The organism is Heyndrickxia sp. FSL W8-0496, from assembly GCF_038007825.1.
Taxonomy (GTDB): Bacteria; Bacillota; Bacilli; order Bacillales; family Bacillaceae_C; genus Heyndrickxia; species Heyndrickxia oleronia.
The window spans coordinates 1,776,926-1,803,498 of the sequence record NZ_JBBOXX010000001.1; the positions used below are offsets into that span (position 1 = coordinate 1,776,926).

Genomic DNA, 26,573 nt, shown 5'->3' on the forward strand with positions numbered 1-26,573 from the left:
ACCCTGATAGCGTTTTAGCATTTGTATATTGGAAGGAGAATCATCTTTGACTGCAATTAAATATGAATTAATTAAAACATGTAAGCAAACCGGTGCCCGATTAGGGAAAATCCATACACCACACGGTTCTTACGATACACCTATGTTTATGCCAGTTGGCACTTTAGCAACAGTTAAAACTATGTCACCTGAAGAATTAAAACAAATAGGATCAGGAATCATCCTGAGTAATACCTATCACCTATGGCTTCGTCCTGGGCATGAAATTGTAAAGGAAGCGGGAGGACTACATCAATTTATGAATTGGGATCAAGCCATTTTAACAGATTCCGGCGGATTTCAAGTTTTTAGTTTAAGTGATTTTCGAAAAATTGAGGAAGAAGGAGTATATTTTCGTAATCACTTAAATGGGGATAAGTTATTTCTTTCTCCAGAAAAATCAATGGAAATCCAAAATGCACTCGGTTCCGATATTATGATGGCTTTTGATGAATGTCCACCATTCCCGGCAACACATGAATACATGAAAAAATCAGTCGAACGTACTTCTCGTTGGGCAGAACGCTGTTTGACTGCCCATTCAAGAAAGCACGATCAAGGATTATTCGGAATCGTTCAGGGTGGAGAATACGAGGACTTAAGAAAATTAAGCGCTAAGGATTTAACATCTCTAGATTTTCCTGGTTATGCTGTCGGTGGGCTATCTGTTGGAGAACCAAAAGATGTGATGAATCGTGTATTAGAATTTACAACTCCATTACTTCCAACAAATAAACCAAGATATTTAATGGGAGTTGGTTCACCAGATTCGTTAATTGATGGGGCAATTCGAGGCATCGATATGTTTGATTGTGTACTACCAACGAGAATTGGTAGAAACGGAACATGTATGACGAGCACAGGTCGATTGGTAATTAAAAATGCTAAATATGCTAGAGATTATAGGCCTTTAGATGAAAATTGTGATTGCTATACTTGTAAAAATTATTCACGAGCTTACATCCGTCACCTAATAAAATGTGACGAAACGTTCGGAATTAGACTTACAACTTACCATAATCTCTATTTTCTGATACAATTAATGCAACAAGTCAGACAAGCCATAAAGGAAGATAGACTTGGTGATTTTCGAGAAGAATTTTTTGAGCAATATGGATTTAACCGTCCGGATGCGAAAAATTTCTAAAACTGAAAGGAGGGAAATGAATGGGGAATTTAGGTGGATTAATACCTATTTTAATCATGTTTGTCCTATTTTACTTTTTGCTCATTAGACCAAATCAAAAAAGACAAAAATCTGTTCAAATGATGCAAAATAATTTGTCAAAAGGTGATAAGATTGTGACAATTGGCGGATTACATGGAACTGTCGATGCAATTGACGACAGACAAATTGTAATTAAATGTGGAGATGGAAGCCGTCTTACATATGATCGTTCTGCGATTAGAGAAGTAACAGAATCAGCAGCTTCTTCTCCTAGCGCTGAATAATGTATTAAAAAAAAAAGAAGCAACCGCATGGATGCTTCTTTTTTTTAGGCTTTTCTAGGAGGGGAGGATGTCATATTCACTCCCAAGACACCACCCATCATGGCAGTTAGAATATAGCAAATATGATAAATCGTTTGTTCAGAGGTGAAAAGCTTTTCGTAACCTAGATATTGAAAAAGAAAAATAATGAATGTGTAAACGATCCCTGTTAACCCACCAGAAAGCCACCCTTTTTGTTGTCCCTTTCCTCCACAAATGAATCCGCCAATAAATAGAGCGATGAATGAAATAATAGTAACGATTAGTTTTATTGAACCTTCTTGAAGCTCAGTGAATCTTAAAATGAAAGCGAAAATGACACTTGAAATGGTAATTAATACAAAGATAGTTAATACCCCAAAGATTAGACTAGTCCCTAGCTTTTTAGCTTCGATTTCTCATCTCTCCCTTCAGAAAATCCCTTTTTCTACTAGTACAAGCATATTCAAGAAAAACAAAATTAGACTAATATTTTTGAAAAAGTAAGGATTAATGGTATAACAATTTTTTACCAAAGGTTTTCCCATTAAAAAGTGACATACTAAGTAGGAATGATTATACATAGGAGGATTTTAAAATGGGCTTGTATCAATACTTTACAATCGGTTGGAAGACAGTCATATTATATCTTCTTATTCTTGTGATTTTTCGATTAATGGGAAAACGTGAAATTGGGGAATTAAGTGTACTTGATTTAGTTATTTTTATTATGATCGGTGAATTAGCTGCTGTGGCAATTGAAAATCACGCAGAGCCTATTGGTCATACCATTCTTCCAATGGTCATCTTACTTGGGATCCAAGTTTTCTTTGCGTTAATTTCGTTGAAAAGTCCTACATTTCGTAAAATGATTGATGGCACTCCATCCATCGTTATTCGTAAAGGCAAAATTGATGAAAAAGCAATGAAAAGACAGCGTTATAATTTTGATGATTTATTAATGCAGTTAAGGCAAAAGGATATCAATAATATTGCAGATGTGGAGTATGCCATTTTAGAAACATCTGGTGAATTATCCATTGTAAAAAAGGATAAGAAAAAGAAACAAAAGCAAGTTTTTACGCTTCCTTTTATTGTTGATGGTGAAATTTCGCATGAAAATCTTGCTAATCGAAAGGTTTCCGAAATGTGGCTTCGAAGAGAGCTAAGAAAAAGAGGGTATTCCGATATAAATCAGATATCCTTTTGCAGTTTTCAAGATGGTGAATTTTATATTGATTTAAAGGATGAAATGGAATAGAGAAGGGATACAATATCCCTTCTAGACAAATTTTTTAATGATTGGTATATAAGATAAATCTTCTTTATTTATAAGTTTTGTTAGGAGTAATAATAATAGATAAACAATAGAGGTAATAATGATTCCACAGATTAGTCTTGTGAATGGCGTTTCTTGTATTAAATAATGATGGTACCACCAATAACCAATAAAACCAGATACTAAAGTAGTTATTAGAAATTTAACATATTCAAGAATATATATTGTAAATTGTATTTTTTTTATTATTGTAGTGTAATGAAGTAATGTGACAAGTAAAGTGCTTGTCATTATTCCTAGTGCTGCCCCAGTGATTCCATAATCGGGATTAGATGCGAGGATAAAAATCATACCTAGTTTGACAATTGCACCAATCATACTATTTATCATTGCCGCTTTTGCTAGATCCAGTGCTTGTAAAGTTGCCTGTAGTGGACCTTGATAATATTGAAATATAAAAAAAGGGGCCATAAGCTTTATTAAATTTGTTCCATTTTTAGACCCATACACGGTTTCCATAAGTGGTTCTGCAAAAACATACAAAATAACAACAGATATCCCCCCAGCAAGTAAAGCAAAGCGAAGGGCTTGCTGTAATCGATGCTCGACTAAAGAAAAATTTCTTTGTGAACTTGCTTCACTGATGGCAGGAACAAGTGCTGTAGATAGTGAATGGGTTACAAATGAAGGTAGCATAAGCAATGGCAATGCAAAACCTGTTAATACTCCATATTCCTTCGTAGCAAGGCTTGCGGTAAATCCAGCAATAGCTAAACTATGAGCAACAACAATAGGCTCTAAAAACCAAGAAACATTTCCAATAAGTCTGCTCCCTGTCGTTGGGAGTGCTACTCTCAAAAGTTCACTGATTGTTTCCTTTCCTTCCTTCATAACATGAAAAAAATTCCTTCTAACCTTAAATTTCTTTTTCAATTTAAACATAGTAAACATATAGGCTAAAGAAGCAAGTTCCCCAACAATAGAAGCAAACATTGCACCTGCAGCAGCATATTGAATCCCATATGGTAAAAAGAGAGTAGTCAGTACAGCAATTAATACAATTCTAACTGCTTGTTCAATCATTTGGGAAATTGCAAATGGTTTCATGTTTTGCATTCCCTGGAAATATCCTCTAAGAACAGCAGAGACAGCTACAATGGGAATGATAGGGGTGATTGCTACTAATGGATAGTAAATTCTTGGATCAGTAAATAAGGTTTTTGTTAAATAGGGTGCCAATAAAATTAATCCTGGTGTAAAGATAAGGGATAATGAAACCGTTATTGTAAGTGAAACCACTAGTATTTTTTTTATTTTTTGACGATCTCCTAATGCAGCAGCCTCCGCCACACATTTCGAAATGGCTACAGGCAATCCTACTTGTGTTATTGTAATAACAAGCATTAAAGTCGGAAATGCCATCATATATAAGCCCACACCTTCTCCACCAATAAAACGGGCAATAACCATCCTGTTAATGAAGCCAAGAACCCTTGTGATAAGGCCAGCAACAAGTAAAATCATTGTTCCTTTTAAAAATTTTGACATCCAATTGACCTACCTTCTCAAAAGCGGTATTTTCATATACAATAAAATGTATATGCAACAAGATGGACAAAGCATGACAAGTTCATTATAAAAGGAGCGAAGGGGATTGAGGGAGGCTAAACATATTTATGATCAATATTTTGGGGTATTAGAGCCAGCTTTAAAAAGTAAGGCAGAGGAATTTGAACTTATAGGATACGGTAAAATCGAAACACGGGATTTATGGAACTTTTTAAAGAAAAAAATTTGGAAGAGGCGAACAGAAGATATTCATATGCATGAATTAGTATCAGATGTTTTAGCAATTAAAATAGGGGATTTTATGAACTTCACCACTGTAGAAGCCTATCGCACTACTAGTTGGAATGTAGAATTAAATGAGGAAGAGCTACAAGCATTATTACATACAAAAGCCGATAATTTGTAACTTTTCGTTTTTTACTTTAAAGCTATAAAAAATAGGCTGCGAATATTTTCCTACATCCATACTTCGTAAATTTTTAATCGATTATTACATGATTAGATATGGATAAGTTTATAAAAAAGTGCTTAAAAGAAAAATTGACACATTTTTTTTTCTACTTCATAATGTTATTATCGTTTTTATTTTATATAGTTCCAGTTAGTGTCTTAAAGTTTCAATGTATTTCGATATTAAAGATGTTTGGTGAAAGCAATTGGTTTACACGCTTTTCTTAATTTGCTAGGAGGATTTTACATAATGGTAAAAAGAAGTCGTATTATAGCCTTTTTCTTAATTATTCTGCTATTTGCAGGATTAATGGGTGGGACAACCAATAGTATTTTGAAACATATTAATCTCGGCCTTGATTTACAAGGTGGTTTTGAAGTTCTTTATAAGGTTGAACCTGCGAAAAAGGGACAAAAAATTACAAAAGATGTAATGACGAATACCGTTGAAGCGTTAGATCGACGGGTAAATGCACTTGGAGTTAATGAACCTACTATCACTATCGAAGGAAAAGATAAAATTCGTGTTCAACTTGCAGGTGTCAAAGATCAAAAAGAAGCGAGAGATATATTAGCTACTACTGCGAATATTTCATTTCGCGATGTGAATGACAATAAATTAATGGATGGAACCGATTTAGTTGAAGGCAAAGCTAAACAATCCTATACGCAAAATGGACAGCCAAATGTCGTTTTGCAAGTAAAAGATCGTAAAAAGTTTCACGATGTAACACAAAAAATTGTAAATATGGCTCCAAATAATCAGTTAATTATTTGGCTCGATTTTGAAGAAGGAAAGGATTCCTATAAGGAAGAAGTGAAAAAGAAGGATCCTAAATTCCTTTCAAATCCAAATGTTAGAGAAGTATTTAATACGGACACAGTTACTATCGAAGGGAACTTCACCATTCAAGAAGCACAAAATTTAGCATCATTACTTAAGGCTGGAGCACTACCGGTAAAGTTAAAAGAAACTTACTCGACTTCAGTAGGAGCTAAATTCGGAGAGCATGCATTAAATAAAACAATTGAAGCGGGGATCATTGGTGTTGCAGTAGTATTTTTATTTATGCTGTTCTATTATCGATTACCAGGCCTTATTGCCGTAGTAACCCTTTCTATTTATATTTATTTAACGCTATTGGTATTTGATTTGATCAATGGAGTTCTAACTTTGCCGGGTATTGCGGCATTGGTCCTCGGGGTAGGTATGGCAGTAGATGCCAATATTATCACGTACGAACGGATTAAAGAGGAATTAAGAGTAGGTCGAACGGTTAAAGCTGCATTTGCAGCAGGTAATAAGCAATCCTTTATGACGATATTTGATGCCAACATTACGACGATTTTGGCAGCTGTTGTATTGTTTGTTTATGGTTCAAGCTCGGTCAAAGGGTTTGCTACTTTACTAATTATCAGTATATTACTTAGCTTCATCACAGCCGTTTATGGTTCTAGACTTTTCTTAGGGCTTTGGGTGAATAGTAATCTTCTAAAGAATAAACCAGGCTTTTTTGGAGTAAAACAAAAGGATATGCACGACATTTCCGAAAATATGGATGCCCATAAGCTTCCTACAAAATTTGATCGCTTTGATTTTGTTAAGCATCATAATAAATTTTTCATGTTTTCGATCATTCTAACAATTGTTGGAATAATTGTTCTATCCGTATTTAAATTAAATTTAAGTATTGATTATACGAGTGGGACAAGGGTTGAAGTGTTGGCAAAACATTCTTTAACTGCGTCTCAGCTACAAAAGGATGTTGATAAATTAAAATTAACGACTGAGGATATTGTCCTATCAGGGAATAAAAACGAAATCGGAGTTATGCGTTTTAAAGGGGCCTTTAATAAAGCTGAAGTAGCGCATATTACGGATTACTTTACAAAGAAATATGGTCCAACAAATGTGAGCACCGTCTCTCCAACTGTAGGGAAGGAATTGGCGAAAAATGCCTTTAAATCGGTAATCATAGCTGCCATTGGAATAATTATCTACGTCGCTTTCCGTTTTGAATGGCGTATGGGAGTAGCGGCAGTTGTGGCACTTCTGCATGATGCCTTTCTAATGGTTACCTTTTTTAGTATTACAAGGCTAGAAGTGGATCTAACCTTTATCGCGGCGATCTTGACGATTATAGGTTATTCAATTAATGATACGATTGTTACCTTTGACAGAATCCGTGACCATATGAAATTTAAAGGGCGTTTGAAAACAGCTGAAGATATTGCAGAAATTGTAAACGTAGGTTTGCGTCAAACGTTAACACGTTCAATTAATACTGTATTAACTGTAGTCATAACAGCTGCTGCATTGTTTATTTTCGGAAGCGAATCAATTCAAAACTTCTCAATTGCTTTACTTGTTGGTTTAATTATGGGTTGTTATTCTTCCATTTTCATTGCTGCACAATTATGGTATGTCTTAAAGAAACGTGAATTAAAGAAAAAAGGACCAATTAAAACAGTTAAAGAAAAACGTAAATGGTCTGATGAACCACAGGTGTAATTAAATAAAAAATAAAAGCTATCTGATTAAATGTCAGATAGCTTTTTTATTTTTTTATAAGACTCTTTTCGCAAACATTGTTGCAATTCAAGTAAAGTTTTAATTTTAAACTGAGGATCACTACATTTTTTATTTTACTAAGAAAAGTGCTGAAATCTACATAAGACCCGTTAGTTGGGCTTTTGAAAATTAACAAACAATACGAAAACAGCCTTTTTTTAATTGTCGAAAAATTGATAAGAAAAATAATTGACTATTTAATTTGATAATTATTATAATAAATATACTTATTATATAAAAATGTATAAAAAGTATAAAAATGATTGGGGGAAACGTAATGAATAAAGTAGTCATGATTACAGGCGCATCAAAAGGTTTGGGTAAAGCGTTAACTTATTATTTTGCAAATGAGGGTTGTGATTTAGCAATTTGTGCACGAGGTGAAGAGCATTTGCTTCAGGTTAAAAATGAAATAGAAGCAATGGGAAACAACATTTTAGCTGTAGTGGCAGATGCATCCATTCCAAAAGATGTTGAACGATTTGTGGCAATGACTGAAGCTCATTTTGGAAAAATTGATGTACTCATTAATAATGCATCCATACTTGGTCCTAGTCCGATGCCATTTTTAATCGATTATCCAGAGGAAGATTTTATGGAGGTTATGCGAGTGAATTCGATCGGTCCATTTATTGTTTCAAGGCGGGTATTGCCAGGGATGCTATTGCGTAATCAAGGAAGTATTATTAATGTCACGTCTGAGGCAGGAAATACAGGATTTGCTGGATGGGGAGCATATGGTGTTTCAAAGTTTGCTTTAGAAGGATTAACGGAAACATGGGCCGATGAATTAAGTGAAACGAATATAAGGATAAACATGGTGGATCCTGGTGAAATGGATACGGAAATGCATAAACTCGCCGTACCCGACTGTGATTATGAACTTGCTGATCCTAATCAACTCGTAGATGTATTTGGCTATTTAGCATCTGACCAATCGATAGGCGTAACTGGAAAACGAATAAATGCACAGAATTTTTTTAGGGAAGGATGAACAGCAAATGGTAACCAATGTATTGAATTTCCATTTACCTGATGAATTAAATGCAATTGCTCCTCCCGAGCGGAGAGGAGTAAGAAGAGATCATGTGAAAATGATGGTGCTTAATAAGAAGAATGGAAAAATAGATCATAGTTTGTTTTTTCGTTTAGACCAATATTTAAATAAAGATGATCTAATTATATTAAACTCAAGTCGAACAGTACCAGCAGATCTTCAAGGGATATGTGAACGAACACAAAAGCAAGTTGGAATTCGCCTTGCTCATCAAAAAAATCCTTCATTATGGGAAGCACTTATAATTGGTAATCACTTGAAGAAGGGGGAAAAAGTAAAGTTTAATTCGAAATTAGAGGCAACAGTCACCCATTCGGATCCCAATCAACCATTTTCAATCCTTCAGTTTAATATGTGCTGTTCTGATTTATACAATCAAATTTATCAAATCGGTGAACCAGTAAGATATGAATATACAAAAGAAGCATGGTCATTAGACTATTATCAAACCGTTTTTGCAACAACGCCGGGTTCTGTTGAAATGCCTTCAGCTGGTAGAGCGTTTAGTTGGGAGCTTCTTTTTCGTCTTCAGAAAAAAGGTGTGAAAATAGCCTATCTTCAACTTCATACTGGTTTAAGTTATTTGTTAGATGATCGATGGCATTTAGGTCCTCTTGATAATTTTGAAAAGTACGTAATCAATGAGGCGACTGTAGAAGCTATTAAAAAGACAAAAAAAAATAATGGTAGAGTTATTGCAGTTGGTACGACGGTTGTCCGGGCTCTAGAATCTGCTGTTGATAAATATGGGGAAATCACAGAGAAGGATGGTTGGACCAATTTGTATATTGCCGCTGATACAAAGCTTCAAGTAGCTGATGGACTAATTACAGGTTTCCATGAACCAGAAGCCAGTCATTTGGATTTGTTAACTGCGTTTGTCAATCCCAATCATTTATATCATGCTTATCAAGAGGCACTGAGCCATAAATATTTATGGCATGAATTTGGAGATATGAATCTTATTATTTAATTATAAAAGAAGGTGGTCGTTTTTGAAGGTTCATCACTTTGGAATAGAAGTTTCAAATTTGGAAGAATCCATCTCTTTTTATATAAATATACTTAATTTAGAAGTGTGCAGTAAATTCCAATTCATGGATGAAGAGATCGTTTTTCTTTCAGGAAATGGTTTTTTGATCGAATTAATCAAACGAAACCTTCCGACGATGAAGCTAACTTCTACTCATTTGGCATTTGAAATCGAAAATTTAGAAGAAATGATAAGTAATTTTAAAAGCAAAGGTTTGGTTCCAGTTGAGGGTCCTTATCAATTATCTAATGGGTGGAAAACAGTGTTTTATGAAGGCTTAAATGGAGAGATATTGGAATTCTTAGAAACAAAGTATGACTAAGTCATTTATTTGTTAATCTTTAACTATTTTTCTCCCCTTTCATAAAGATGACATCTAGAAATCGTCATTGTATAATATATAGGTTGGAGGGGTGGAAATATGTTAAAGTCAAAAACAAGATGGGTCGTGCGAGATACAGATCAAAATGCTGTGGAACAACTCGTAAATCATTTAAACATAACTCCACTCGTAGCTACTCTATTAGTGAATCGTGGAATTGAAAAAATTGAAGATGCTAAATCCTTTTTATATGGTGAAAGTGAATCCTTTCATGACCCATATCTGCTTTATGGGATGGAAGAGGCAGTTAATAGAATACGCTTAGCTATAAAAAATAAAGAACAAATATTAATTTATGGAGATTATGATGCAGATGGTGTAAGTAGTACATCTGTCATGATGACCGTATTAAATGATTTAGATGCCAATGTGGATTTTTACATACCCAATCGTTTTACCGAAGGCTATGGTCCAAATGAAGAGGCATTTCGCTATGCAGCATCCATTGGAATTGATTTAATTATTACAGTTGATACCGGTATAGCAGCTGTACATGAAGCGGATATTGCAAAAGAGCTAGGAATGGATTTAATTATTACCGATCATCATGAACCGGGTCCTATTCTACCTCAGGCATTGTCAATTGTGCACCCGAAACACCCGGAAAGTCATTACCCGTTTAAAGAATTAGCAGGTGTAGGGGTTGCATTTAAAGTAGCTCATGCATTATATGGAAAAATTCCTGAACATTTACTAGATATTGTATCGATTGGAACTATTGCCGATTTAGTTCCATTACGTGGAGAAAATCGCCTTATTGTTAAAAATGGCCTTAAGAGATTAGTTAATACTGAAAATAAGGGACTCCAAGCGCTGTTCGAGCTAACAAATACTAAACAATCAGATATTAATGAAGAGACAGTGGGGTTTGTTATTGGTCCAAGGTTAAATGCAGCTGGAAGGCTGGACAGTGCAGACCCTGCTGTAGAACTGTTACTTACTAACGATAAAATAGCAGCCGAAAACATTGCCCAAGAAATTGATGCAATGAATAAAGAACGCCAATCTATCGTCAATGAGATAACTAAAGAAGCCATTGCTATGGTGGAAGATAACATGGAATTAAAAGAAAGCCGTGTACTTGTAATAGGTAAAGAGGGATGGAATGCAGGTGTAATTGGTATTGTTGCATCGAGGCTAGTAGAAAAATTTTATCGTCCTACCATTGTTTTGAGTTTCGATACTTCAACAAATTTGGCTAAAGGATCTGCCCGTAGTATTGTTGGTTTTGATTTATTTAAAAGCTTATCAGCATGCAGGGATATTCTTCCCCATTTTGGAGGTCATCCAATGGCTGCTGGTATGACCTTGAAAATTGATGATGTTTCTCAACTAAGAAGTCGATTACATGAAATAGCTAAAGATGTATTAACAGAGGAAGATTTTGTTCCTATTACTGAAATTGATGCGTGTATTCCCATTGGGGATATCCATCTTGAAGCGATTGAACAATTAAATTTGCTAGAACCTTATGGGATGTCTAATCCGAAACCAAAAGTGTTAGTACAAGACTTATCTATTTCACAAATACGTCAAATAGGTGCTGACAATAAGCATTTGAAGGTAATATTTGAAAAGTCAGGAGTTCATTTGGATGGAGTAGGTTTTGGGTTAGGTGAATACTCCAAGCAAATTTCCCCGCTTGCATCTGTTTCTGCTATTGGTGAACTTGCAGTAAATGAATGGAATAATATTAGAAAACCACAAATTTTTATCAAAGATATGATGATTGAAGAATGGCAACTTTTTGATGTTAGAGGACATAAACCTCTAAAAAAGTGGATTCAGCAAGTACCTATGGATAATAGTATATTTATTGTATTTCATGAAGATAACATTAAAGAACTTCAAAAATCAGAACTTAATGGTACAATCGTCCATTTGAAGGATATTCCACAAGCAAAGTCCTTAAATATTAATGGTGGGAATATTATACTATTAGATCTTCCTCCTTCAAAAGAGATACTAGAATCATTGATATACAACAAACAACCATCGAGGGTCTACACTTATTTTTATCATAAAGAAGAACATTTCTTTAGTACTTTACCAACTAGAGAACATTTTAAATGGTTTTATGCGTTTTTAAGAAAACGGGGGACATTTGATTTAAGTCGTTTTGGGAATGATTTAGCAAGTCACCGTGGTTGGACAAGAGAAACGGTTGACTTTATGTCACAGGTGTTTTTTGAACTAGAATTTGTTACAATAAAGAATGGGTTAATTACAATTCATCCAGTTAAATCGAAAAGAGATTTATTGGAATCATCCACATATCAAGAAAAATTAGCAAAAATGACATTAGAAAATGAATTATTATTTTCATCCTATCAAGAATTAAAAAACTGGTTTGATGAAAGAATGATTGGTTTGCAAGATGTTGAGGAGGAAACAAAGCAATGGACTTAAAACAATTTGTTACAATTGTTCCAGATTGGCCCAAAGAAGGAATTGTATTTAAAGATATAACGACTTTAATGGATAATGGACAAGCATATAAATATGCGACAGATCAGATAGTAGAATACGCAAAAAAAAGAGAAATTGATTTAGTTGTAGGACCGGAAGCAAGAGGATTTATTATCGGATGTCCGGTTGCCTATGCACTTGAAGTAGGTTTTGCTCCAGTAAGAAAACCAGGAAAACTACCTCGTGAAACGATAAAGGTAGAATATGGCCTTGAATATGGTAAAGACGCATTAACTATTCATAAGGACGCAATTAAACCTGGTCAAAGAGTATTAATTACAGATGACCTTCTCGCAACTGGTGGTACGATTGAAGCTACAATTAAATTAGTTGAAGAGCTTGGAGGAATTGTAGCTGGAATCGCCTTTTTAATTGAACTATCCTATCTTGAGGGAAGAAAAAAACTGGATGGTTATGATATTTTAACGTTAATGAATTACTAATTTTCTTTACAATGCTATATTAGCAAAGTAGTAAAAAGCACTCGATTTGGGTGCTTTTTATCTTAGAATAAGGCTCTATTTCTAAAATTTTGTTGCTATTTATGTAAAGTGTTAACAAATAACTATCGGCTGAAGATACTACATCCTTCATTTTATTGAGAAAAGAGCTACAAACTTAATAAGAATCGCTGAATCTTTTATTGGATGTAAAAGCCGTCAATCAGGCTTTAACAAAGCAACAAACTATACGAAAATTACCTAGAATAATGAAACTTGTAGAAAAAACTGCATTATTCACTTTACTTTATACGTTTTTTTTTCGATAATAGTAATTATAATCATTTTAAACTTAGTATTGTTATTTTTATTAAATATTTGTCCAAATATAGCGTCGGGACCCTAGACAAAAACTAGTAATAGAGAAAATCAAAAAGCGGATTTTCTTGGAAAGTTAAAAAGCCAACTTTCCTTTTTAGAAAATCAAAAAGCGGATTTTCTTACGTCTTTAGGGCTGGCCTGGCCAAGGCGCTTATGCTTTTCTATCTTACATTAAAAATTAAAGGTGATTTTATATATGGCGAAGGATCAAATAATGTCCGCCGAACAAGTAATTGATCGTACAACTAAATATTTGAACGAAGAACATGTTGCCTTAGTGCGTAAGGCATATGAATTCGCTGCTGACGCTCATAAAGAGCAGTATCGTAAGTCGGGTGAACCGTATATTATTCATCCTGTTCAGGTAGCAGGAATCTTAGCTGATTTGGAAATGGATCCGTCTACTGTAGCAGCAGGATTTTTACATGATGTAGTTGAAGACACAGCAGTAACATTAGAAGAGCTTTGCGAAGCATTTAATGAAGAAGTAGCAATGCTTGTCGACGGAGTAACAAAGCTTGGAAAGATTAAGTATAAATCGCATGAAGAACAACAAGCAGAAAATCATCGAAAAATGTTTGTTGCAATGGCGCAGGATATTCGTGTTATTCTCATAAAGCTTGCAGATAGACTCCATAATATGAGAACACTGAAACATTTACCTGTTGAAAAACAGCGTAGGATTGCCAATGAAACGATAGAAATATTTGCTCCTCTTGCACATCGACTTGGAATTTCCAAAATAAAATGGGAGCTTGAAGATACCGCACTTCGTTATTTAAATCCCCAACAATATTATCGAATTGTCAACTTAATGAAAAAGAAGCGGGCAGAACGTGAGCAATATTTAGATGATGTCATCGAAGAAGTTAATGAAAGACTTGAAGATGTTTCTATTAAGGCTGAAATTTCTGGTCGTCCTAAGCATATTTATTCTATTTATCGTAAAATGGTTTTACAGCATAAACAGTTTAATGAAATTTATGATTTGTTGGCTGTTCGCATTATCGTGAATAGTATAAAAGACTGTTATGCTGTATTAGGAATTATTCATACATGTTGGAAACCAATGCCAGGTAGATTTAAGGACTATATTGCCATGCCTAAGCCAAATATGTATCAGTCTCTTCACACAACGGTCATTGGTCCGAAGGGTGATCCTCTTGAAGTTCAAATTCGAACGATTGAAATGCACCGGATATCAGAATATGGGGTTGCTGCTCACTGGGCATATAAAGAGGGCAAAGTCGTCAATAATCAAACCTCTTTTGAAAAGAAATTATCTTGGTTTAGAGAAATTCTGGAATTTCAAAATGAATCTGAAAATGCAGAAGAATTTATGGAATCATTAAAAATTGATTTATTTTCAGATATGGTTTTTGTCTTTACCCCTAAGGGTGATGTAATTGAATTAGCGTCTGGGTCTGTTCCGATTGATTTTGCTTACCGTGTCCATTCTGAAATTGGGAATAAAACCATTGGAGCAAAGGTAAATGGGAAAATGGTGACACTTGATTATAAATTAAAAACCGGTGATATCGTAGAAATATTAACTTCTAAGCATTCATATGGTCCTAGTCAAGATTGGGTAAAAATGGCTCAAACAACCCAAGCGAAAAATAAAATTCGCCAATTTTTTAAGCGCCAGCGTAAAGAAGAAAATATCGTAAAGGGCAAAGAATTAGTAGAAAAGGAAATAAAGAATTTAAATTTTGATTTAAAAGAGATATTAACAGCAGAAAATATAAAACGTGTATCAGAGAAGTTTAATTTTTCAAATGAAGACGATATGTATGCAGCAGTTGGATATAATGGCATTACTGCACTTCAAATTGCTAATCGACTGACAGAGAAATTAAGGAGAAAACGTGATCAAGAAGAGGCAGTTAATGAAATTGTAGCAGACATGAAGGCACCAGCTAAACCGAAAAAACGGGATACTGGGGTAACGGTAAAAGGAATTGATAATTTACTGATTCGTTTATCTAGATGTTGCAACCCTGTCCCTGGAGATGAAATTGTTGGCTTCATTACTAAAGGAAGAGGTGTTTCTGTACACCGAACAGATTGTCCAAATGTTACTTCTGAGGAACTGCAAAACCGTTTAATTGAAGTTGAATGGGAATCTGATACAACCGTTAGTAAGGAATACAATGTTGAAATTGAAATTTCTGGTTATGATCGGCGTGGCTTGTTAAATGAAGTTCTCCAAACGGTAAATGAGACGAAAACAAATATAACAGCTGTAAGTGGACGTTCTGACAGAAATAAAATGGCAACAATCATAATGTCTATCTCTATACAAAATATCAGCCATCTTCATAAAGTAGTTGAACGAATTAAGCAAATACCTGATATATATTCCGTTCGTCGGATTATGAGTTAGGTAGAAGTCGAATTACGAATGACTAATTGTTTTATTCAATAAATAGGGTGTTTTGATCGGTAGTTAGATGTAAAGGAGTCATATAGTATGAAGGTTGTATTGCAAAGAAGTAAGCAAGCCAGTGTTAAAGTGGATGGGAAAGTAGTAGGGGAAATATCCAATGGGTTTGTATTGCTAGTTGGAATTACACATGAAGATACAGAAAGAGATGCAAAATATTTAGCAGATAAAATCGTCCATTTAAGAGTTTTCGAAGATGAAAATGAAAAGATGAATTATTCGTTATTAGATGTCGGCGGTCAAATTTTATCTGTTTCCCAGTTCACATTATATGGTGATTGTCGTAAAGGAAGGCGTCCTAATTTTATGGAAGCTGCCAAGCCTGACAAAGCAGAAGAAATCTATCATCTTTTTAATCAGATGTTGAGAGATCATGGAATCTATGTAGCCACAGGGGAATTTGGAGCTATGATGGATGTTTCCTTAATCAATGATGGTCCTGTTACACTAATAATTGAAAGTTAAAAAAAGGGGTGTCTATTAAGAGGTCTGACTCTTTAATAGACATCCCTTTTACATTATTAGATGCTATTAGCAATTAATTAAAATAATTGACTAGACCATTATATATTCCATCAGTCATTAATTCTTGGTACTTTTTACTGTTAATAGACGCTTCTTGAACAGGATTACTTAAATATCCTAATTCTAGAAGGACAGCAGGTTGTGTGTTTTCTCGAATGACATGAAAGTCACCAAAACGAACACCACGATTGTTAATTTCTAATATATTTGAAATTCCATTATTAATATTTTCTGCTAGTATCTTTTGATAGGAGTGATAGTAATAACTTGTATGGCCAACGACACTTTGATCATCAATACTGTCATAATGTAGACTAATAAAAGCATCTGCACGATGGATAGTAGACAGATTAACCCTTGCAGGTAGCGGCACAAAAGCATCTTTTTCTCTAGTTAAATAAACGATGGCACCGTCTTCTTTTAATTTATTTTTTAACATTTCTGCAGTCTGTAAAGTAATATCTTTTTCAAATGTTCCACTAAATCCAATTGTACCTGAATCTCGTCCTCCATGACCTGGGTCAATAACAATGATTTTTCCCTTTAATCCCTTTTCTTTCTTTTTGTCATTGTCTTGAATTGTTTCCATTGTCGTTAATACGACCCAAGAGGCGACATATGCAAAGTTCCCGTTAGAAAGCTGAATTTTGTACCAATTATTCTTCGTTTCGACAACCGTATAGGAGTCTCCACTACTTCCTTTTCCAACAATTGGAGATGAGGTGCTCGGCTGACTTCGTAGGTTCGTTCCATTATGTATGATTGTTACGTTCAATTGTTGAGGAGTGTTCATTTCATTTTTAGTATCAAACATAATATATTGGCGACTAACCCAACCTTTTTGTCCTCTATTACCAATTGAGATTTGGATCCAATCCTTTGACTCGTTCAAAATTTGAATGGCTTCACCTGCGTTTAATTTTCCAATAATGTTTCCTGATAGATTGGGTGTAGAACGAATATTCAGTCCATCAACCGTAACTATACCATTGCTTTCCAAATGCTTCTGTTGCTCATCTACTGAAACAAGATAATCTGCAACCCAACCTTTTTGTCCGTTTTCAAGTTGTATTTCATACCAATCTTGTTTTTCCTGCAGTAATCCATATGTTTCTCCTATTTTCCCTTTATGGATGATTGGATAAGAAAGTCCAGGTCCTTCTCGAATATTGAGAACTTCTACTTCAACCTTCACTGTTGACTCGGCTTGTACATAATTGAAAGGTTGGATTGACCCTATAGTTATGAACACAATTAAAGTAAACAATATAAAACTTCTTTTAATCAAGCGATGAAACACCCCTTCTAGAAATCATGTGATGAAATATGTAAAGTGTCTAATATTCAGTTCTTGAAATATTTTAAAAATCCTTTTTTTATGGAAGAAAAAATGGTGATTGGGAAATGATAAAAATAAGACAAGAATTGATATTTTTAATGATGTTTTGAGGCGATTCATTTTTCTTCGACGATTGAGCGGTAAAACAATTACAAGTATAGAAAATGAATAAGTATAAGGAATTAAAGAGAACCATGATTAATTTTGCTATCGAATCATGGAAAATACTTTCGTATTTTTTGACAGAAAAAATTAGAAATAAAGGAGTAAAAGTGATGCGATCAAATGAAAAGAGCCAGTTAGTTACAAATGAAGGAAATCAAATCTTTGGCACCAATTTACATTCGTTTATTGAAAGAGAAAATCAAGCAACTTCATTGGAGCTTGCATCGGAATTTGGGTTATCATTAGGCGATGTGAAATTATTAAAAAAGAAATTAGGGAGAAATTAATTTTGCCTTGACAATACTATTACTGCCCCGTATTATTATATAAATAAAATAAAAATATTCGCATATAACCAATGATAAAGAATAGTAGTTAAGAAACACATGAAAAGAGAGGAAATGTCCAAGGCTGAAAGCATTTCTACATGCTGTCTTAATGAATGAACACTTTGTAGGTTTTGCCCTGAAAGAGGTTTTTCTAGTAGGGGTAAACGTCTAGCAGGCGTTAACTGTGTTAAGTGGAAGCATTTGCTTCAATTAGGGTGGCACCACGGGAATACAACTCTCGTCCCTTGTTTTTTTAAACAAGGGACTGAGGGTTTTTTTATTTATATGGGCTAATTTAATATTTTTATTACTGAGGAAAGTCTCAGTCCTTGGACATGAAGGAGGTTTAATAATGGCTATACAAATTCCACGAGGAACCCAGGATATTTTACCTGGAGAGGTAGAAAAGTGGCAGTTTATTGAGGCTGCTGCAAGGGATCTATGCAAAAAATATCAATATAAAGAAATAAGAACCCCGATATTTGAACATACAGAGCTATTTCAAAAGGGAGTAGGCGATACGACTGATATCGTTCAAAAGGAAATGTACTCGTTTGATGATCGTGGAGGAAGAAGTTTAACCCTACGTCCTGAAGGTACGGCATCAGTGGTCCGTTCCTATACTGAAAATAAAATGTTTGGAAATCCTAGTCAGCCTGTAAAGCTATTTTATAATGGTCCGATGTTTCGCTATGAAAGACCACAGGCTGGTCGATTTCGCCAATTTGTTCAATTTGGAGTAGAGGCATTAGGTAGCCAGGATCCTGCGATAGATGCAGAGGTTATTTCTTTGGCAATGGAATTATATAGTCGTCTTGGATTAAAACATTTGAAATTAGTCATAAACAGTTTAGGTGATAAAGACAGCAGAATTGCTCATAGGAATGCACTTATCAATCATTTTAAACCAAGAATTGAGGAGTTTTGTTCAGACTGTCAAAATCGACTAGAAAAGAACCCTCTTAGAATACTCGATTGTAAAAAGGATAGAGACCATGAATTAATGAAATCAGCTCCATCAATTCTTGATTATTTAAACTCTGAATCGAAAGAATACTTTGATCAAGTATTAGTGTATTTACAGGAATTGGGGATTGAGTACGAGGTTGACCCTACCCTCGTTAGGGGACTAGATTACTATAACCATACAGCATTTGAGATTATGAGTAATGCTGAGGGGTTTGGAGCTATAACAACACTATGTGGTGGTGGTCGATATAATGGACTGGTCCAGGAAATGGGTGGACCCGAAACACCAGGAATTGGATTCGCTTTAAGCATTGAGCGATTACTAGCAGCTTTAACCGTGGAGGGAATCACTCTCCCGTTTGAAGATGAAATTGATTGTTATATAGTTGCGCTAGGAAATGAAGCAAAACATAAAGCAATGATCATGCTACAACAGTTAAGAAAAGAAGGCTTTTCAGCGGAAAAAGATTACCTCGACCGTAAAATGAAAGCACAATTTAAAGCAGCAGACCGTATGAAATCCAAGTATGTAGCTATTTTAGGTGAGGATGAACTAGAAAAAGGAATCACTAATTTGAAAAATATGGAAACGGGTAAACAGGTCGAGATTTCACTTGTTGATTTTATTAATGAATTTAAAAGGATCTGTAAGTAGGGGGCTAAGAAAGATGTTTGGACGTACTTATTATTGTGGAGAAGTAACAGAACAGCATATTGGTGAAACAGTTATATTAAAAGGATGGGTACAAAAGAGAAGGGATTTAGGGGGATTAATTTTTATCGATCTTCGTGACCGTTCAGGAATTGTACAAATTGTTTTCAACCCTGATTTTTCTTCAGAAGCTTTAGCAATTGCAAATAAAATTCGTTCAGAATATGTATTAGATGTTAAAGGAACGGTAGTTGCAAGGGATGAATCTACAGTCAATGAAAAATTAAAGACTGGAAAAATTGAAATCAAAGTAGAAGAAGTGACAATTATTAATGAAGCGAAAACACCACCATTTATGATTGAGGATCAAACAGATGTAGCAGAAGATCTTCGCTTGAAATATCGTTACCTTGATTTACGTAGACCGGTTATGTTCGAAACTTTTAAAATGCGTCACGATGTTACGAAATCATTTCGTCGTTTCCTTGATGACGAAGGGTTTTTAGATGTTGAGACACCAATTTTAACGAAGAGTACTCCAGAAGGAGCACGTGATTATTTAGTTCCTAGTCGTGTACATCCTGGCGAATTTTATGCACTACCTCAATCTCCACAAATATTTAAGCAATTATTAATGGTTTCTGGATTTGATAAATACTATCAAATTGCTCGTTGTTTCCGTGATGAAGATTTACGTGCAGACCGTCAGCCAGAGTTCACACAAATTGATATTGAAACAAGCTTCTATAGTCAAGAAGATATCATGGATATGACGGAAAGAATGATGTCTCGCTTAATGAAGGAAGTAAAAGGAATGGATCTTCCTACTCCATTACCAAGACTGACATATGATGAAGCAATGAGCAGATTCGGATCCGATAAACCAGATACGAGATTTGCAATGGAACTCATAAACGTTTCTGAACTTGTAAAGGATTCTGGATTTAAAGTTTTTGCAGCTGCAGTAGCTAATGGGGGGCAGGTAAAAGCCATTAATGTGAAGGGTGCAGCTAGTCAATATTCTCGAAAGGATATTGATCATTTAACAGAGTTTGTTTCTCGCTATGGTGCGAAAGGATTAGCTTGGTTAAAAGTGGAAGAAGAAGGTTTGAAAGGACCAATCTCTAAATTCTTCTCTCCTGAAGAACAAGAGCAAATGAGTACTATTTTAGAAGCTGTTACCGGAGATTTATTATTATTTGTGGCAGATAAGAAATCTGTTGTTGCTGATGCATTAGGTGCACTTCGTTTAAAATTAGGAAAAGAGCTTGGGTTAATTGATGAATCTAAATTTAATTTTCTCTGGGTAACAGACTGGCCATTATTCGAGTATGACGAAGAAGAAGGTCGTTATTATGCCGCTCATCATCCATTTACGATGCCAGCACGTGAAGATGTAGAAAAATTAGAAACAGATCCGGTGAATGTTAAAGCACAGGCATATGATTTGGTGTTAAATGGTTATGAATTAGGTGGAGGCTCATTACGTATTTTCGAAAGAGACATCCAAGAAAAAATGTTCAAATGCCTTGGTTTCACTGAGGAGCAAGCAAGAGAACAATTTGGATTTCTTCTTGAGGCTTTCGATTACGGCACACCACCACATGGAGGAATTGCTTTAGGTTTAGATCGAATTGTTATGTTATTAGCTGGACGTACCAATTTACGTGATACTATTGCATTTCCTAAAACGGCAAGTGCAAGCTGTCTATTAACTGAAGCACCAGGAACGGTAAGTGAACAGCAGTTACAAGATTTACATCTAGCATTAAATGTTAAAGAATAATTATGCAATGAATGATTGTCAAAATTCGTAACATTTTTCTGACTATAGTATGATTGAAAAATGAATTTTACTATGGTAAGATTTTAATCAATAAGATAAGTCCTGATGTGTACGTTTCATGTACCTATTCGTTTTGACCGAACATATTAACAATGGGAGTTTGGAGTTTTCATGTGGCATACATGCCTTATTGATAAGGACGTATAAAGCTGAAACAGAACACCCACCTGCTTTTAGAGCGGGTTCAAAACATTAGGATTTTCCGACGGCATGATTGGGGCTTATCTCTCATATTAACTATTCAACCCTCTACAGATAGAGGGTTTTGTTATTGTTTAGCTTTGAGGCTTTTAGTTTCTAGTAGATTGATTTTATCTTAGGATTTGTTTATTCTTAATCAAGGAAATAAAAAAGCAAGGGGATATCTATCCCATTTTGCGATTAAGACAAAGTAGAATTTTGGAGATGATATTGTGCTTCATCAGTTTTCGAGAAATGAATTAGCAATTGGAGTAGAAGGAATTGAAAAAATTAAAAATAGTACTGTAGCGGTACTTGGTGTTGGCGGTGTAGGATCATTTGCTGCTGAGGCCTTAGCAAGATCAGGTGTTGGTAAATTAGTGTTAGTGGATAAAGATGATGTAGATATAACGAATATCAATCGTCAGTTGCCTGCGTTATTATCAACAGTCGGCCAATCTAAAGCGGATTTAATGAAAGAAAGAATAAAGGATATAAATCCCGAATGTGAAGTAATTGCTCTGAAAATGTTTTATACTGAAGAAACTTATGAGGAATTTTTTAGTCATCAATTAGACTATGTTGTGGATGCTTCAGATACTATTGCTTATAAGATTCATTTAATAAAAGAATGTTTAAATAGAAATATAAATATTATTTCAAGTATGGGTGCTGCAAATAAAATGGATCCTACCAGATTAAAAATTGCGGACATCTTTAAAACACATACCGATCCTATTGCAAAAGTTATCCGTACAAGACTTAGAAAAGACGGAATTCGTAAAGGCATTCCTGTAGTCTTCTCCGATGAAAGTCCAATTGTTATTCGTGAAGATATTAGAAAGGTTGTTGGTAATGACGATGCAGAAATAAGAAAAGCTAAAATGCCTCCGTCCTCAAATGCCTTTGTTCCATCAACCGCAGGATTATTTATGGCAAGTTATGTCATTCGGGATATTGTCAAGGATATTCCAATAAAAAGAGTAAAAGATCGATAAAAGTCGTCCTTTAGGGCGACTTTTTTTATTTGGAATAAAAAAACATTAGCTAGAAAAAATAGTAAATTTATATTGACATGTATGTATGTGTTAGTGTACTATTTTTGTAGTACACTAATACAGTGTGATTTGGAGGTACATAATGAATTCGTTAGTTGGTTTGGTAAAGAAAGATTTAATGATTTCACGATTTTTATTTATCGTCTGGTTTGCAATCAATATTTTATTTATGATTGGCTCATTTTTTTTGTCTAAATACATGCATGAACCTATGGTGCCAATCGGTATATTCATCATGCTATTGGTGCTCAATACTATGTTAATTCCTGTTCTAGTATCTGCATCTTTGAGAGTGGAAGGGAAAACTCAGTTATGGTTATATAATCCACAAAGCAGTACAAAATTGCTGCTATCAAAAATAATCACAGCAATCAGCTATCAAGTAATCTCATTATTACTATTATTCATTTATGGCTATATTGTTTTTAAATTTTCTATTTCTTCTACTATTAACTTGGATTCTATACTAATTAATGAATCATTTTCAGTTTCGATTTTTCTTATGGCTTTAGGTTTATATCTAACATTTTGGATTATGTTTTATTGGGCGATCTATCATTCATTAGGTAAATTTCCGAGGATTAGAAGGGTTCGTTGGTTAGTAATTGTAGTGATTTTTATTGTGTTGTCAATTATTGAGGATCTAATCTTAAAAATCGACGCTTTTTCCAATTTATTAGATAAATGGCATTTTTCTATTGGCTTAAACCCTTCTTTTCAGTATAAAAACGCAACGTGGAATTTTACATTTGCAAATACAGATGTTCCACTAATTCCTATTTTGATTTATTTCATCATTTCGCTCATCTTATTCGTTATCACCAGCTGGCTATTGGATAAGAAGGTTGAGGTGTAGACAGTATGACAGAAGAATTTCTAGCAACGAAGCCGATCTATTTGCAAATTGTTGAACGGATATGTCAGAAAATTATACGTGAAGAATTAAAATCAGGAGAAAAATTACCATCCGTTCGTGAAATGGCTATTCAATCTGGAGTGAATCCAAATACGATTCAACGAACATATGGGGAGCTGGAAAGAATGGATATTGTAGAATCAAGAAGAGGACAAGGTACATTTGTTACTGAAAATATAGATGTGCTTAAGCAACTAAAAGATCAAATGAAAACGGAAATTGTCGAGACCTATGTTAAAAGTATGCAGGAACTTGGTTTTACTAAAGGAGAGATGTTAGAAGGGCTTGAGAATTATTTAGGGTGGGATAAAGATGACAATTGAACTGAAGAATGTTACTAAAAAATATGGAAAAGAATTTTCTTTGAAAAATACGAGTATGACATTTGAAAAAGGAAAAATTTATGGTCTACTTGGTCCAAATGGAAGTGGTAAATCGACTACATTAAAAATGATTGGCGGTTTAGTCTATCCTAACAGTGGAGAAATTTTGGTTAATGGAAAAAAGGTAACTAGAAAAATATCGCAAACGGTCGCCTATTTAACTGAATCAGATATGTTTTATGATCCATTTACAGTTGAAGATATGATTCAATTTTATCAGTCCCAATTCAGCGATTTTAATATGGATAAAGCATTACTTCTTTTAACAGAATTAAAATTAGATCGATCAAAAAAAATCAAACAATTATCGAAAGGTAATCGTGGAAGATTAAAACTCGTCTTGGCTCTAGCAAGAAAAACATCTGTACTATTACTAGATGAACCATTTTCTGGTTTAGATCCGATGGTTAGAGATTCAATCGTAAAAAGCTTATTATCCTATATCGATTTTGGAGAACAAACTGTTATCATGGCGACACATGAAATTAATGAAATTGAACCATTATTAGATGAAGTTGTTGCTATTTATAATGGGAATATTCTTGGTCATAAAAATGTGGAAGATTTAAGAGAAAAAGAAGGTTTGTCTGTATTAAAATGGTTTAAACAAGAAATGGAGCATATTGACACGAAAGGGAGAGAGGAAAAATGAAACCAGTTGTTGAACTGAAAAATGTCACGAAAGTGATTAAAGGAAAAAAAATTATAGATAATTTAACTTTTAATATTGAAGAGGGTGAAGTATTCGGCTTTTTGGGTCCAAACGGTGCCGGTAAAACAACTACTATCCGAATGATAGTTGGTTTAATGAAAATTTCTTCTGGTGATATATTGGTTTGTGGAAAAAATGTAAAAAGCGAATATGAAGAAGCATTGAGAAATGTTGGCGGGATTGTTGAAAATCCAGAAATGTATAAATTTCTTACGGGTTATCAGAACTTAATGCAATATGCCAGGATGATTAAAGGGATTACAAAGGAAAAAATAAATGAGGTCATTGAATTGGTCGGTCTGGAAGATCGTATACACGAGAAGGTAAAAACGTATTCCCTAGGGATGAGACAACGTCTAGGCTTAGCACAAAGTTTATTGCATGAACCTAAAGTAATGATTTTAGACGAACCAACTAATGGGTTAGATCCAGCAGGAATTCGTGAAATTCGTGACCATTTAAGGAAACTGACTAAGCAAAAAGGAATGGCTGTAATTGTATCTAGCCATCTTCTATCTGAAATGGAAATGATGTGTGACCGAATTGCGATTATACAAAAAGGAAAATTAATTGATGTACAAAAGGTTCATGATTTTGTTTATGAGGATACAAAACAAAAGTACTTTATCGAAGTAGAGTTAACTGAAAATGCCAAGGAATCTTTGAAAACTTTACAAGAATATTCAATTAAACAAGTAGAGACTGGAATTGAAGTGGAAATTGAAAAAAATCAAGTCCCTGAATTCATTCAGGCTTTAATTCAGGCAGGAATTCGGATTTATGAAGTAAAGCCGATGTCAAAATCATTAGAAGATCGCTTTTTAGAGATCACATCAAAGGAGGAGAAAGTACATGCTTAAACTGGTTTATAATGAATGGATAAAAATATTTAAACGTGTAGGCACTTATGTAATGATCGCATTAGTTCTAATTGGTGTAATTGGAAATGGTGCTCTGACTAAATACTATGAATCTAAAGTACAGCAACCGTCTAACAAGGAATGGAGAGCAAGTATTACCCAACAAATTAAAGCTGATGAACAAAATATAAAGGATCTTCCAAAATCAGCAGATAAAATGAAAAAACATTATGAACAGCAAATTGAAATCAATCAATATCGTTTAGATCATAATATTCCCCCTACAGATCAATCCAATGGTTACACTTTTATAAGTGATAATACCATGCTCATTTCATTTGTTGGTTTATTTACCATTATTATTGCCGCAGGAATTGTTGCTAGTGAATTTGGTTGGGGGACGATAAAATTACTATTAATTCGTCCGATTAATAGATGGAAAATATTATTATCAAAATATATTACAGTCCTATTATTTGGTATTCTATTACTTGCTATCTTATTTGCTTCTTCTGGAATCTTAGGATTTATCTTATTTGGAAACGAAGGAGATCATATTCACCTTGCATTTTCAAATGGCCATGTCGTCGAGCAAAATATGATCCTGTATTTGATGAAAACATATTTACTTTCTTCATTAGATGTAATCATGCTAACAACGATGGCCTTTATGATTTCAGCTGTATTTAGAAATAGCTCATTAGCCATTGGAATATCAATTTTCTTATTACTAATGGGGGGAAATGTTACTGCCCTTATTGCAGTGAAATATGACTGGGCTAAGTATATCCTGTTTGCTAATACAAATTTAATGCAATATTTTGATGGGACACCATTAGTATCAGGAATGACTCTTGGGTTTTCCATCATTATGTTACTTATATATTTTGTTATTTTTATGCTACTCGCTTTTGGTATTTTTACAAAGAGGGATGTTGCAGCGTAAATGGGATAAAGGGATGGATGTTCCATCCCTTTTTTGTTTTAGAGTTTTTCGGTTTTCAATAAAAAACGTTTAAAGATATAATGATGGATAGATATATCATTGGAGG

Annotated in this window: 24 protein-coding genes, 1 other RNA gene and 1 other annotated feature; of the genes, 22 read left to right on the top strand and 3 right to left on the bottom strand. The window is 34.3% G+C overall.

Going from position 1 to position 26,573, the window contains the following annotated elements:
* Positions 1 to 46: 46 nt before the first annotated feature.
* Positions 47 to 1,186, top strand: coding sequence for a tRNA guanosine(34) transglycosylase Tgt (tgt, locus tag NST63_RS08945; RefSeq protein WP_071977008.1), 1,140 nt, complete (start codon positions 47 to 49; stop codon positions 1,184 to 1,186).
* A 20-nt stretch (positions 1,187 to 1,206) separates the two neighbouring features.
* Complete coding sequence (yajC, locus tag NST63_RS08950; protein WP_058002058.1) at positions 1,207 to 1,491, top strand: preprotein translocase subunit YajC; 285 nt, start codon at positions 1,207 to 1,209, stop codon at positions 1,489 to 1,491.
* Positions 1,492 to 1,535: 44 nt separating this feature from the next.
* Here yajC and NST63_RS08955 read toward each other — a convergent pair whose 3' ends face one another.
* Positions 1,536 to 1,925: a TIGR04086 family membrane protein gene (locus tag NST63_RS08955; protein ID WP_083498333.1), complete on the bottom strand. Its 390-nt coding sequence runs from the start codon at positions 1,923 to 1,925 to the stop codon at positions 1,536 to 1,538.
* Positions 1,926 to 2,107: 182 nt separating this feature from the next.
* Between NST63_RS08955 and NST63_RS08960 the strand changes: the two genes are divergently transcribed.
* Positions 2,108 to 2,770, top strand: a complete 663-nt coding sequence (locus NST63_RS08960; RefSeq protein ID WP_058002059.1) for a DUF421 domain-containing protein — start codon at positions 2,108 to 2,110, stop codon at positions 2,768 to 2,770.
* Positions 2,771 to 2,791: 21 nt separating this feature from the next.
* Here the strand turns inward: NST63_RS08960 and spoVB are convergent, their stop codons facing one another.
* Positions 2,792 to 4,336, bottom strand: a complete 1,545-nt coding sequence (spoVB, locus tag NST63_RS08965) for a stage V sporulation protein B (RefSeq protein ID WP_058002060.1) — start codon at positions 4,334 to 4,336, stop codon at positions 2,792 to 2,794.
* Between the two features lie 106 nt (positions 4,337 to 4,442).
* Here spoVB and NST63_RS08970 point away from each other — a divergent pair, with 106 nt between their 5' ends.
* The 9 genes from NST63_RS08970 to dtd all read left to right on the top strand — a co-directional run bounded on the left by NST63_RS08970 (position 4,443) and on the right by dtd (position 16,052).
* A complete protein-coding gene (locus NST63_RS08970) occupies positions 4,443 to 4,763 on the top strand; it encodes a post-transcriptional regulator (protein ID WP_058002061.1) in 321 nt (106 codons plus the stop codon).
* A gap of 294 nt (positions 4,764 to 5,057) precedes the next feature.
* Positions 5,058 to 7,319 (top strand): protein translocase subunit SecDF, encoded by a 2,262-nt coding sequence (secDF, locus tag NST63_RS08975; protein ID WP_058002062.1) that lies wholly within the window; start codon positions 5,058 to 5,060, stop codon positions 7,317 to 7,319.
* 337 nt (positions 7,320 to 7,656) lie between these two features.
* Positions 7,657 to 8,373, top strand: a complete 717-nt coding sequence (locus NST63_RS08980; RefSeq protein WP_058002063.1) for an SDR family oxidoreductase — start codon at positions 7,657 to 7,659, stop codon at positions 8,371 to 8,373.
* Positions 8,345 to 9,409 (top strand): S-adenosylmethionine:tRNA ribosyltransferase-isomerase, encoded by a 1,065-nt coding sequence (locus tag NST63_RS08985; protein ID WP_242598163.1) that lies wholly within the window; start codon positions 8,345 to 8,347, stop codon positions 9,407 to 9,409. The genes NST63_RS08980 and NST63_RS08985 overlap by 29 nt, the downstream gene beginning before the upstream one ends.
* Before the next feature lie 22 nt (positions 9,410 to 9,431).
* Entirely contained in the window at positions 9,432 to 9,791 is a 360-nt protein-coding gene (locus NST63_RS08990; protein WP_341041924.1) for a VOC family protein, read from the top strand.
* 99 nt (positions 9,792 to 9,890) lie between these two features.
* Positions 9,891 to 12,260, top strand: a complete 2,370-nt coding sequence (gene recJ / locus NST63_RS08995; RefSeq protein WP_341041926.1) for a single-stranded-DNA-specific exonuclease RecJ — start codon at positions 9,891 to 9,893, stop codon at positions 12,258 to 12,260.
* A complete protein-coding gene (locus NST63_RS09000) occupies positions 12,251 to 12,763 on the top strand; it encodes an adenine phosphoribosyltransferase (protein WP_058002066.1) in 513 nt (170 codons plus the stop codon). The genes recJ and NST63_RS09000 overlap by 10 nt, the downstream gene beginning before the upstream one ends.
* Before the next feature lie 574 nt (positions 12,764 to 13,337).
* Entirely contained in the window at positions 13,338 to 15,527 is a 2,190-nt protein-coding gene (locus NST63_RS09005) for a RelA/SpoT family protein (protein WP_058002067.1), read from the top strand.
* 87 nt (positions 15,528 to 15,614) lie between these two features.
* A complete protein-coding gene (gene dtd, locus NST63_RS09010) occupies positions 15,615 to 16,052 on the top strand; it encodes a D-aminoacyl-tRNA deacylase (RefSeq protein ID WP_212943356.1) in 438 nt (145 codons plus the stop codon).
* Positions 16,053 to 16,125: 73 nt separating this feature from the next.
* On the opposite strand, the gene NST63_RS09015 is transcribed toward dtd, so the two are convergent.
* The gene (locus tag NST63_RS09015; protein ID WP_341041927.1) at positions 16,126 to 17,400 is read right to left on the bottom strand and encodes an N-acetylmuramoyl-L-alanine amidase; all 1,275 of its coding nucleotides are present in this window, start codon (positions 17,398 to 17,400) and stop codon (positions 16,126 to 16,128) included.
* Between the two features lie 326 nt (positions 17,401 to 17,726).
* Here NST63_RS09015 and NST63_RS09020 point away from each other — a divergent pair, with 326 nt between their 5' ends.
* The 10 genes from NST63_RS09020 (at position 17,727) to NST63_RS09065 (ending at position 26,467) form a co-directional block, all read left to right on the top strand.
* The gene (locus NST63_RS09020) at positions 17,727 to 17,903 is read left to right on the top strand and encodes a hypothetical protein (protein WP_341041929.1); all 177 of its coding nucleotides are present in this window, start codon (positions 17,727 to 17,729) and stop codon (positions 17,901 to 17,903) included.
* A 62-nt stretch (positions 17,904 to 17,965) separates the two neighbouring features.
* Positions 17,966 to 18,194, top strand: a binding site (T-box leader).
* A gap of 103 nt (positions 18,195 to 18,297) precedes the next feature.
* The gene (gene hisS / locus NST63_RS09025; RefSeq protein ID WP_212943351.1) at positions 18,298 to 19,569 is read left to right on the top strand and encodes a histidine--tRNA ligase; all 1,272 of its coding nucleotides are present in this window, start codon (positions 18,298 to 18,300) and stop codon (positions 19,567 to 19,569) included.
* Between the two features lie 13 nt (positions 19,570 to 19,582).
* Positions 19,583 to 21,352: an aspartate--tRNA ligase gene (gene aspS / locus NST63_RS09030; RefSeq protein WP_341041930.1), complete on the top strand. Its 1,770-nt coding sequence runs from the start codon at positions 19,583 to 19,585 to the stop codon at positions 21,350 to 21,352.
* A gap of 96 nt (positions 21,353 to 21,448) precedes the next feature.
* Positions 21,449 to 21,637, top strand: a non-coding RNA gene (gene ssrS, locus NST63_RS09035) — 6S RNA.
* Between the two features lie 188 nt (positions 21,638 to 21,825).
* Positions 21,826 to 22,590, top strand: coding sequence for a tRNA threonylcarbamoyladenosine dehydratase (locus tag NST63_RS09040; RefSeq protein ID WP_212943347.1), 765 nt, complete (start codon positions 21,826 to 21,828; stop codon positions 22,588 to 22,590).
* A gap of 142 nt (positions 22,591 to 22,732) precedes the next feature.
* Positions 22,733 to 23,506 carry a hypothetical protein gene (locus NST63_RS09045; RefSeq protein ID WP_212943344.1) on the top strand — a complete coding sequence of 258 codons (774 nt, stop codon included), beginning with the start codon at positions 22,733 to 22,735 and terminating at the stop codon, positions 23,504 to 23,506.
* A 5-nt stretch (positions 23,507 to 23,511) separates the two neighbouring features.
* Entirely contained in the window at positions 23,512 to 23,889 is a 378-nt protein-coding gene (locus NST63_RS09050) for a GntR family transcriptional regulator (protein WP_212943342.1), read from the top strand.
* Complete coding sequence (locus NST63_RS09055; protein WP_212943340.1) at positions 23,879 to 24,601, top strand: ABC transporter ATP-binding protein; 723 nt, start codon at positions 23,879 to 23,881, stop codon at positions 24,599 to 24,601. Before NST63_RS09050 ends, NST63_RS09055 begins: the two co-directional genes overlap by 11 nt.
* Positions 24,598 to 25,521, top strand: coding sequence for an ABC transporter ATP-binding protein (locus NST63_RS09060; protein ID WP_212943338.1), 924 nt, complete (start codon positions 24,598 to 24,600; stop codon positions 25,519 to 25,521). Before NST63_RS09055 ends, NST63_RS09060 begins: the two co-directional genes overlap by 4 nt.
* Complete coding sequence (locus tag NST63_RS09065) at positions 25,514 to 26,467, top strand: ABC transporter permease (RefSeq protein WP_212943336.1); 954 nt, start codon at positions 25,514 to 25,516, stop codon at positions 26,465 to 26,467. The genes NST63_RS09060 and NST63_RS09065 overlap by 8 nt, the downstream gene beginning before the upstream one ends.
* Positions 26,468 to 26,573: the final 106 nt, after the last annotated feature.

Coding starts and splice junctions, on each gene's coding strand:
- yajC (WP_058002058.1), top strand. CDS start 1,207: ATGGGGAATTTAGGTGGATTAATACCTATTTTAATCATGTTTGTCCTA.
- NST63_RS08960 (WP_058002059.1), top strand. CDS start 2,108: ATGGGCTTGTATCAATACTTTACAATCGGTTGGAAGACAGTCATATTA.
- spoVB (WP_058002060.1), bottom strand. CDS start 4,336: ATGTCAAAATTTTTAAAAGGAACAATGATTTTACTTGTTGCTGGCCTT.
- secDF (WP_058002062.1), top strand. CDS start 5,058: ATGGTAAAAAGAAGTCGTATTATAGCCTTTTTCTTAATTATTCTGCTA.
- NST63_RS08980 (WP_058002063.1), top strand. CDS start 7,657: ATGAATAAAGTAGTCATGATTACAGGCGCATCAAAAGGTTTGGGTAAA.
- NST63_RS08985 (WP_242598163.1), top strand. CDS start 8,345: ATGCACAGAATTTTTTTAGGGAAGGATGAACAGCAAATGGTAACCAAT.
- recJ (WP_341041926.1), top strand. CDS start 9,891: ATGTTAAAGTCAAAAACAAGATGGGTCGTGCGAGATACAGATCAAAAT.
- NST63_RS09000 (WP_058002066.1), top strand. CDS start 12,251: ATGGACTTAAAACAATTTGTTACAATTGTTCCAGATTGGCCCAAAGAA.
- NST63_RS09005 (WP_058002067.1), top strand. CDS start 13,338: ATGGCGAAGGATCAAATAATGTCCGCCGAACAAGTAATTGATCGTACA.
- dtd (WP_212943356.1), top strand. CDS start 15,615: ATGAAGGTTGTATTGCAAAGAAGTAAGCAAGCCAGTGTTAAAGTGGAT.
- NST63_RS09020 (WP_341041929.1), top strand. CDS start 17,727: ATGCGATCAAATGAAAAGAGCCAGTTAGTTACAAATGAAGGAAATCAA.
- hisS (WP_212943351.1), top strand. CDS start 18,298: ATGGCTATACAAATTCCACGAGGAACCCAGGATATTTTACCTGGAGAG.
- aspS (WP_341041930.1), top strand. CDS start 19,583: ATGTTTGGACGTACTTATTATTGTGGAGAAGTAACAGAACAGCATATT.
- NST63_RS09045 (WP_212943344.1), top strand. CDS start 22,733: ATGAATTCGTTAGTTGGTTTGGTAAAGAAAGATTTAATGATTTCACGA.
- NST63_RS09050 (WP_212943342.1), top strand. CDS start 23,512: ATGACAGAAGAATTTCTAGCAACGAAGCCGATCTATTTGCAAATTGTT.
- NST63_RS09055 (WP_212943340.1), top strand. CDS start 23,879: ATGACAATTGAACTGAAGAATGTTACTAAAAAATATGGAAAAGAATTT.
- NST63_RS09060 (WP_212943338.1), top strand. CDS start 24,598: ATGAAACCAGTTGTTGAACTGAAAAATGTCACGAAAGTGATTAAAGGA.
- NST63_RS09065 (WP_212943336.1), top strand. CDS start 25,514: ATGCTTAAACTGGTTTATAATGAATGGATAAAAATATTTAAACGTGTA.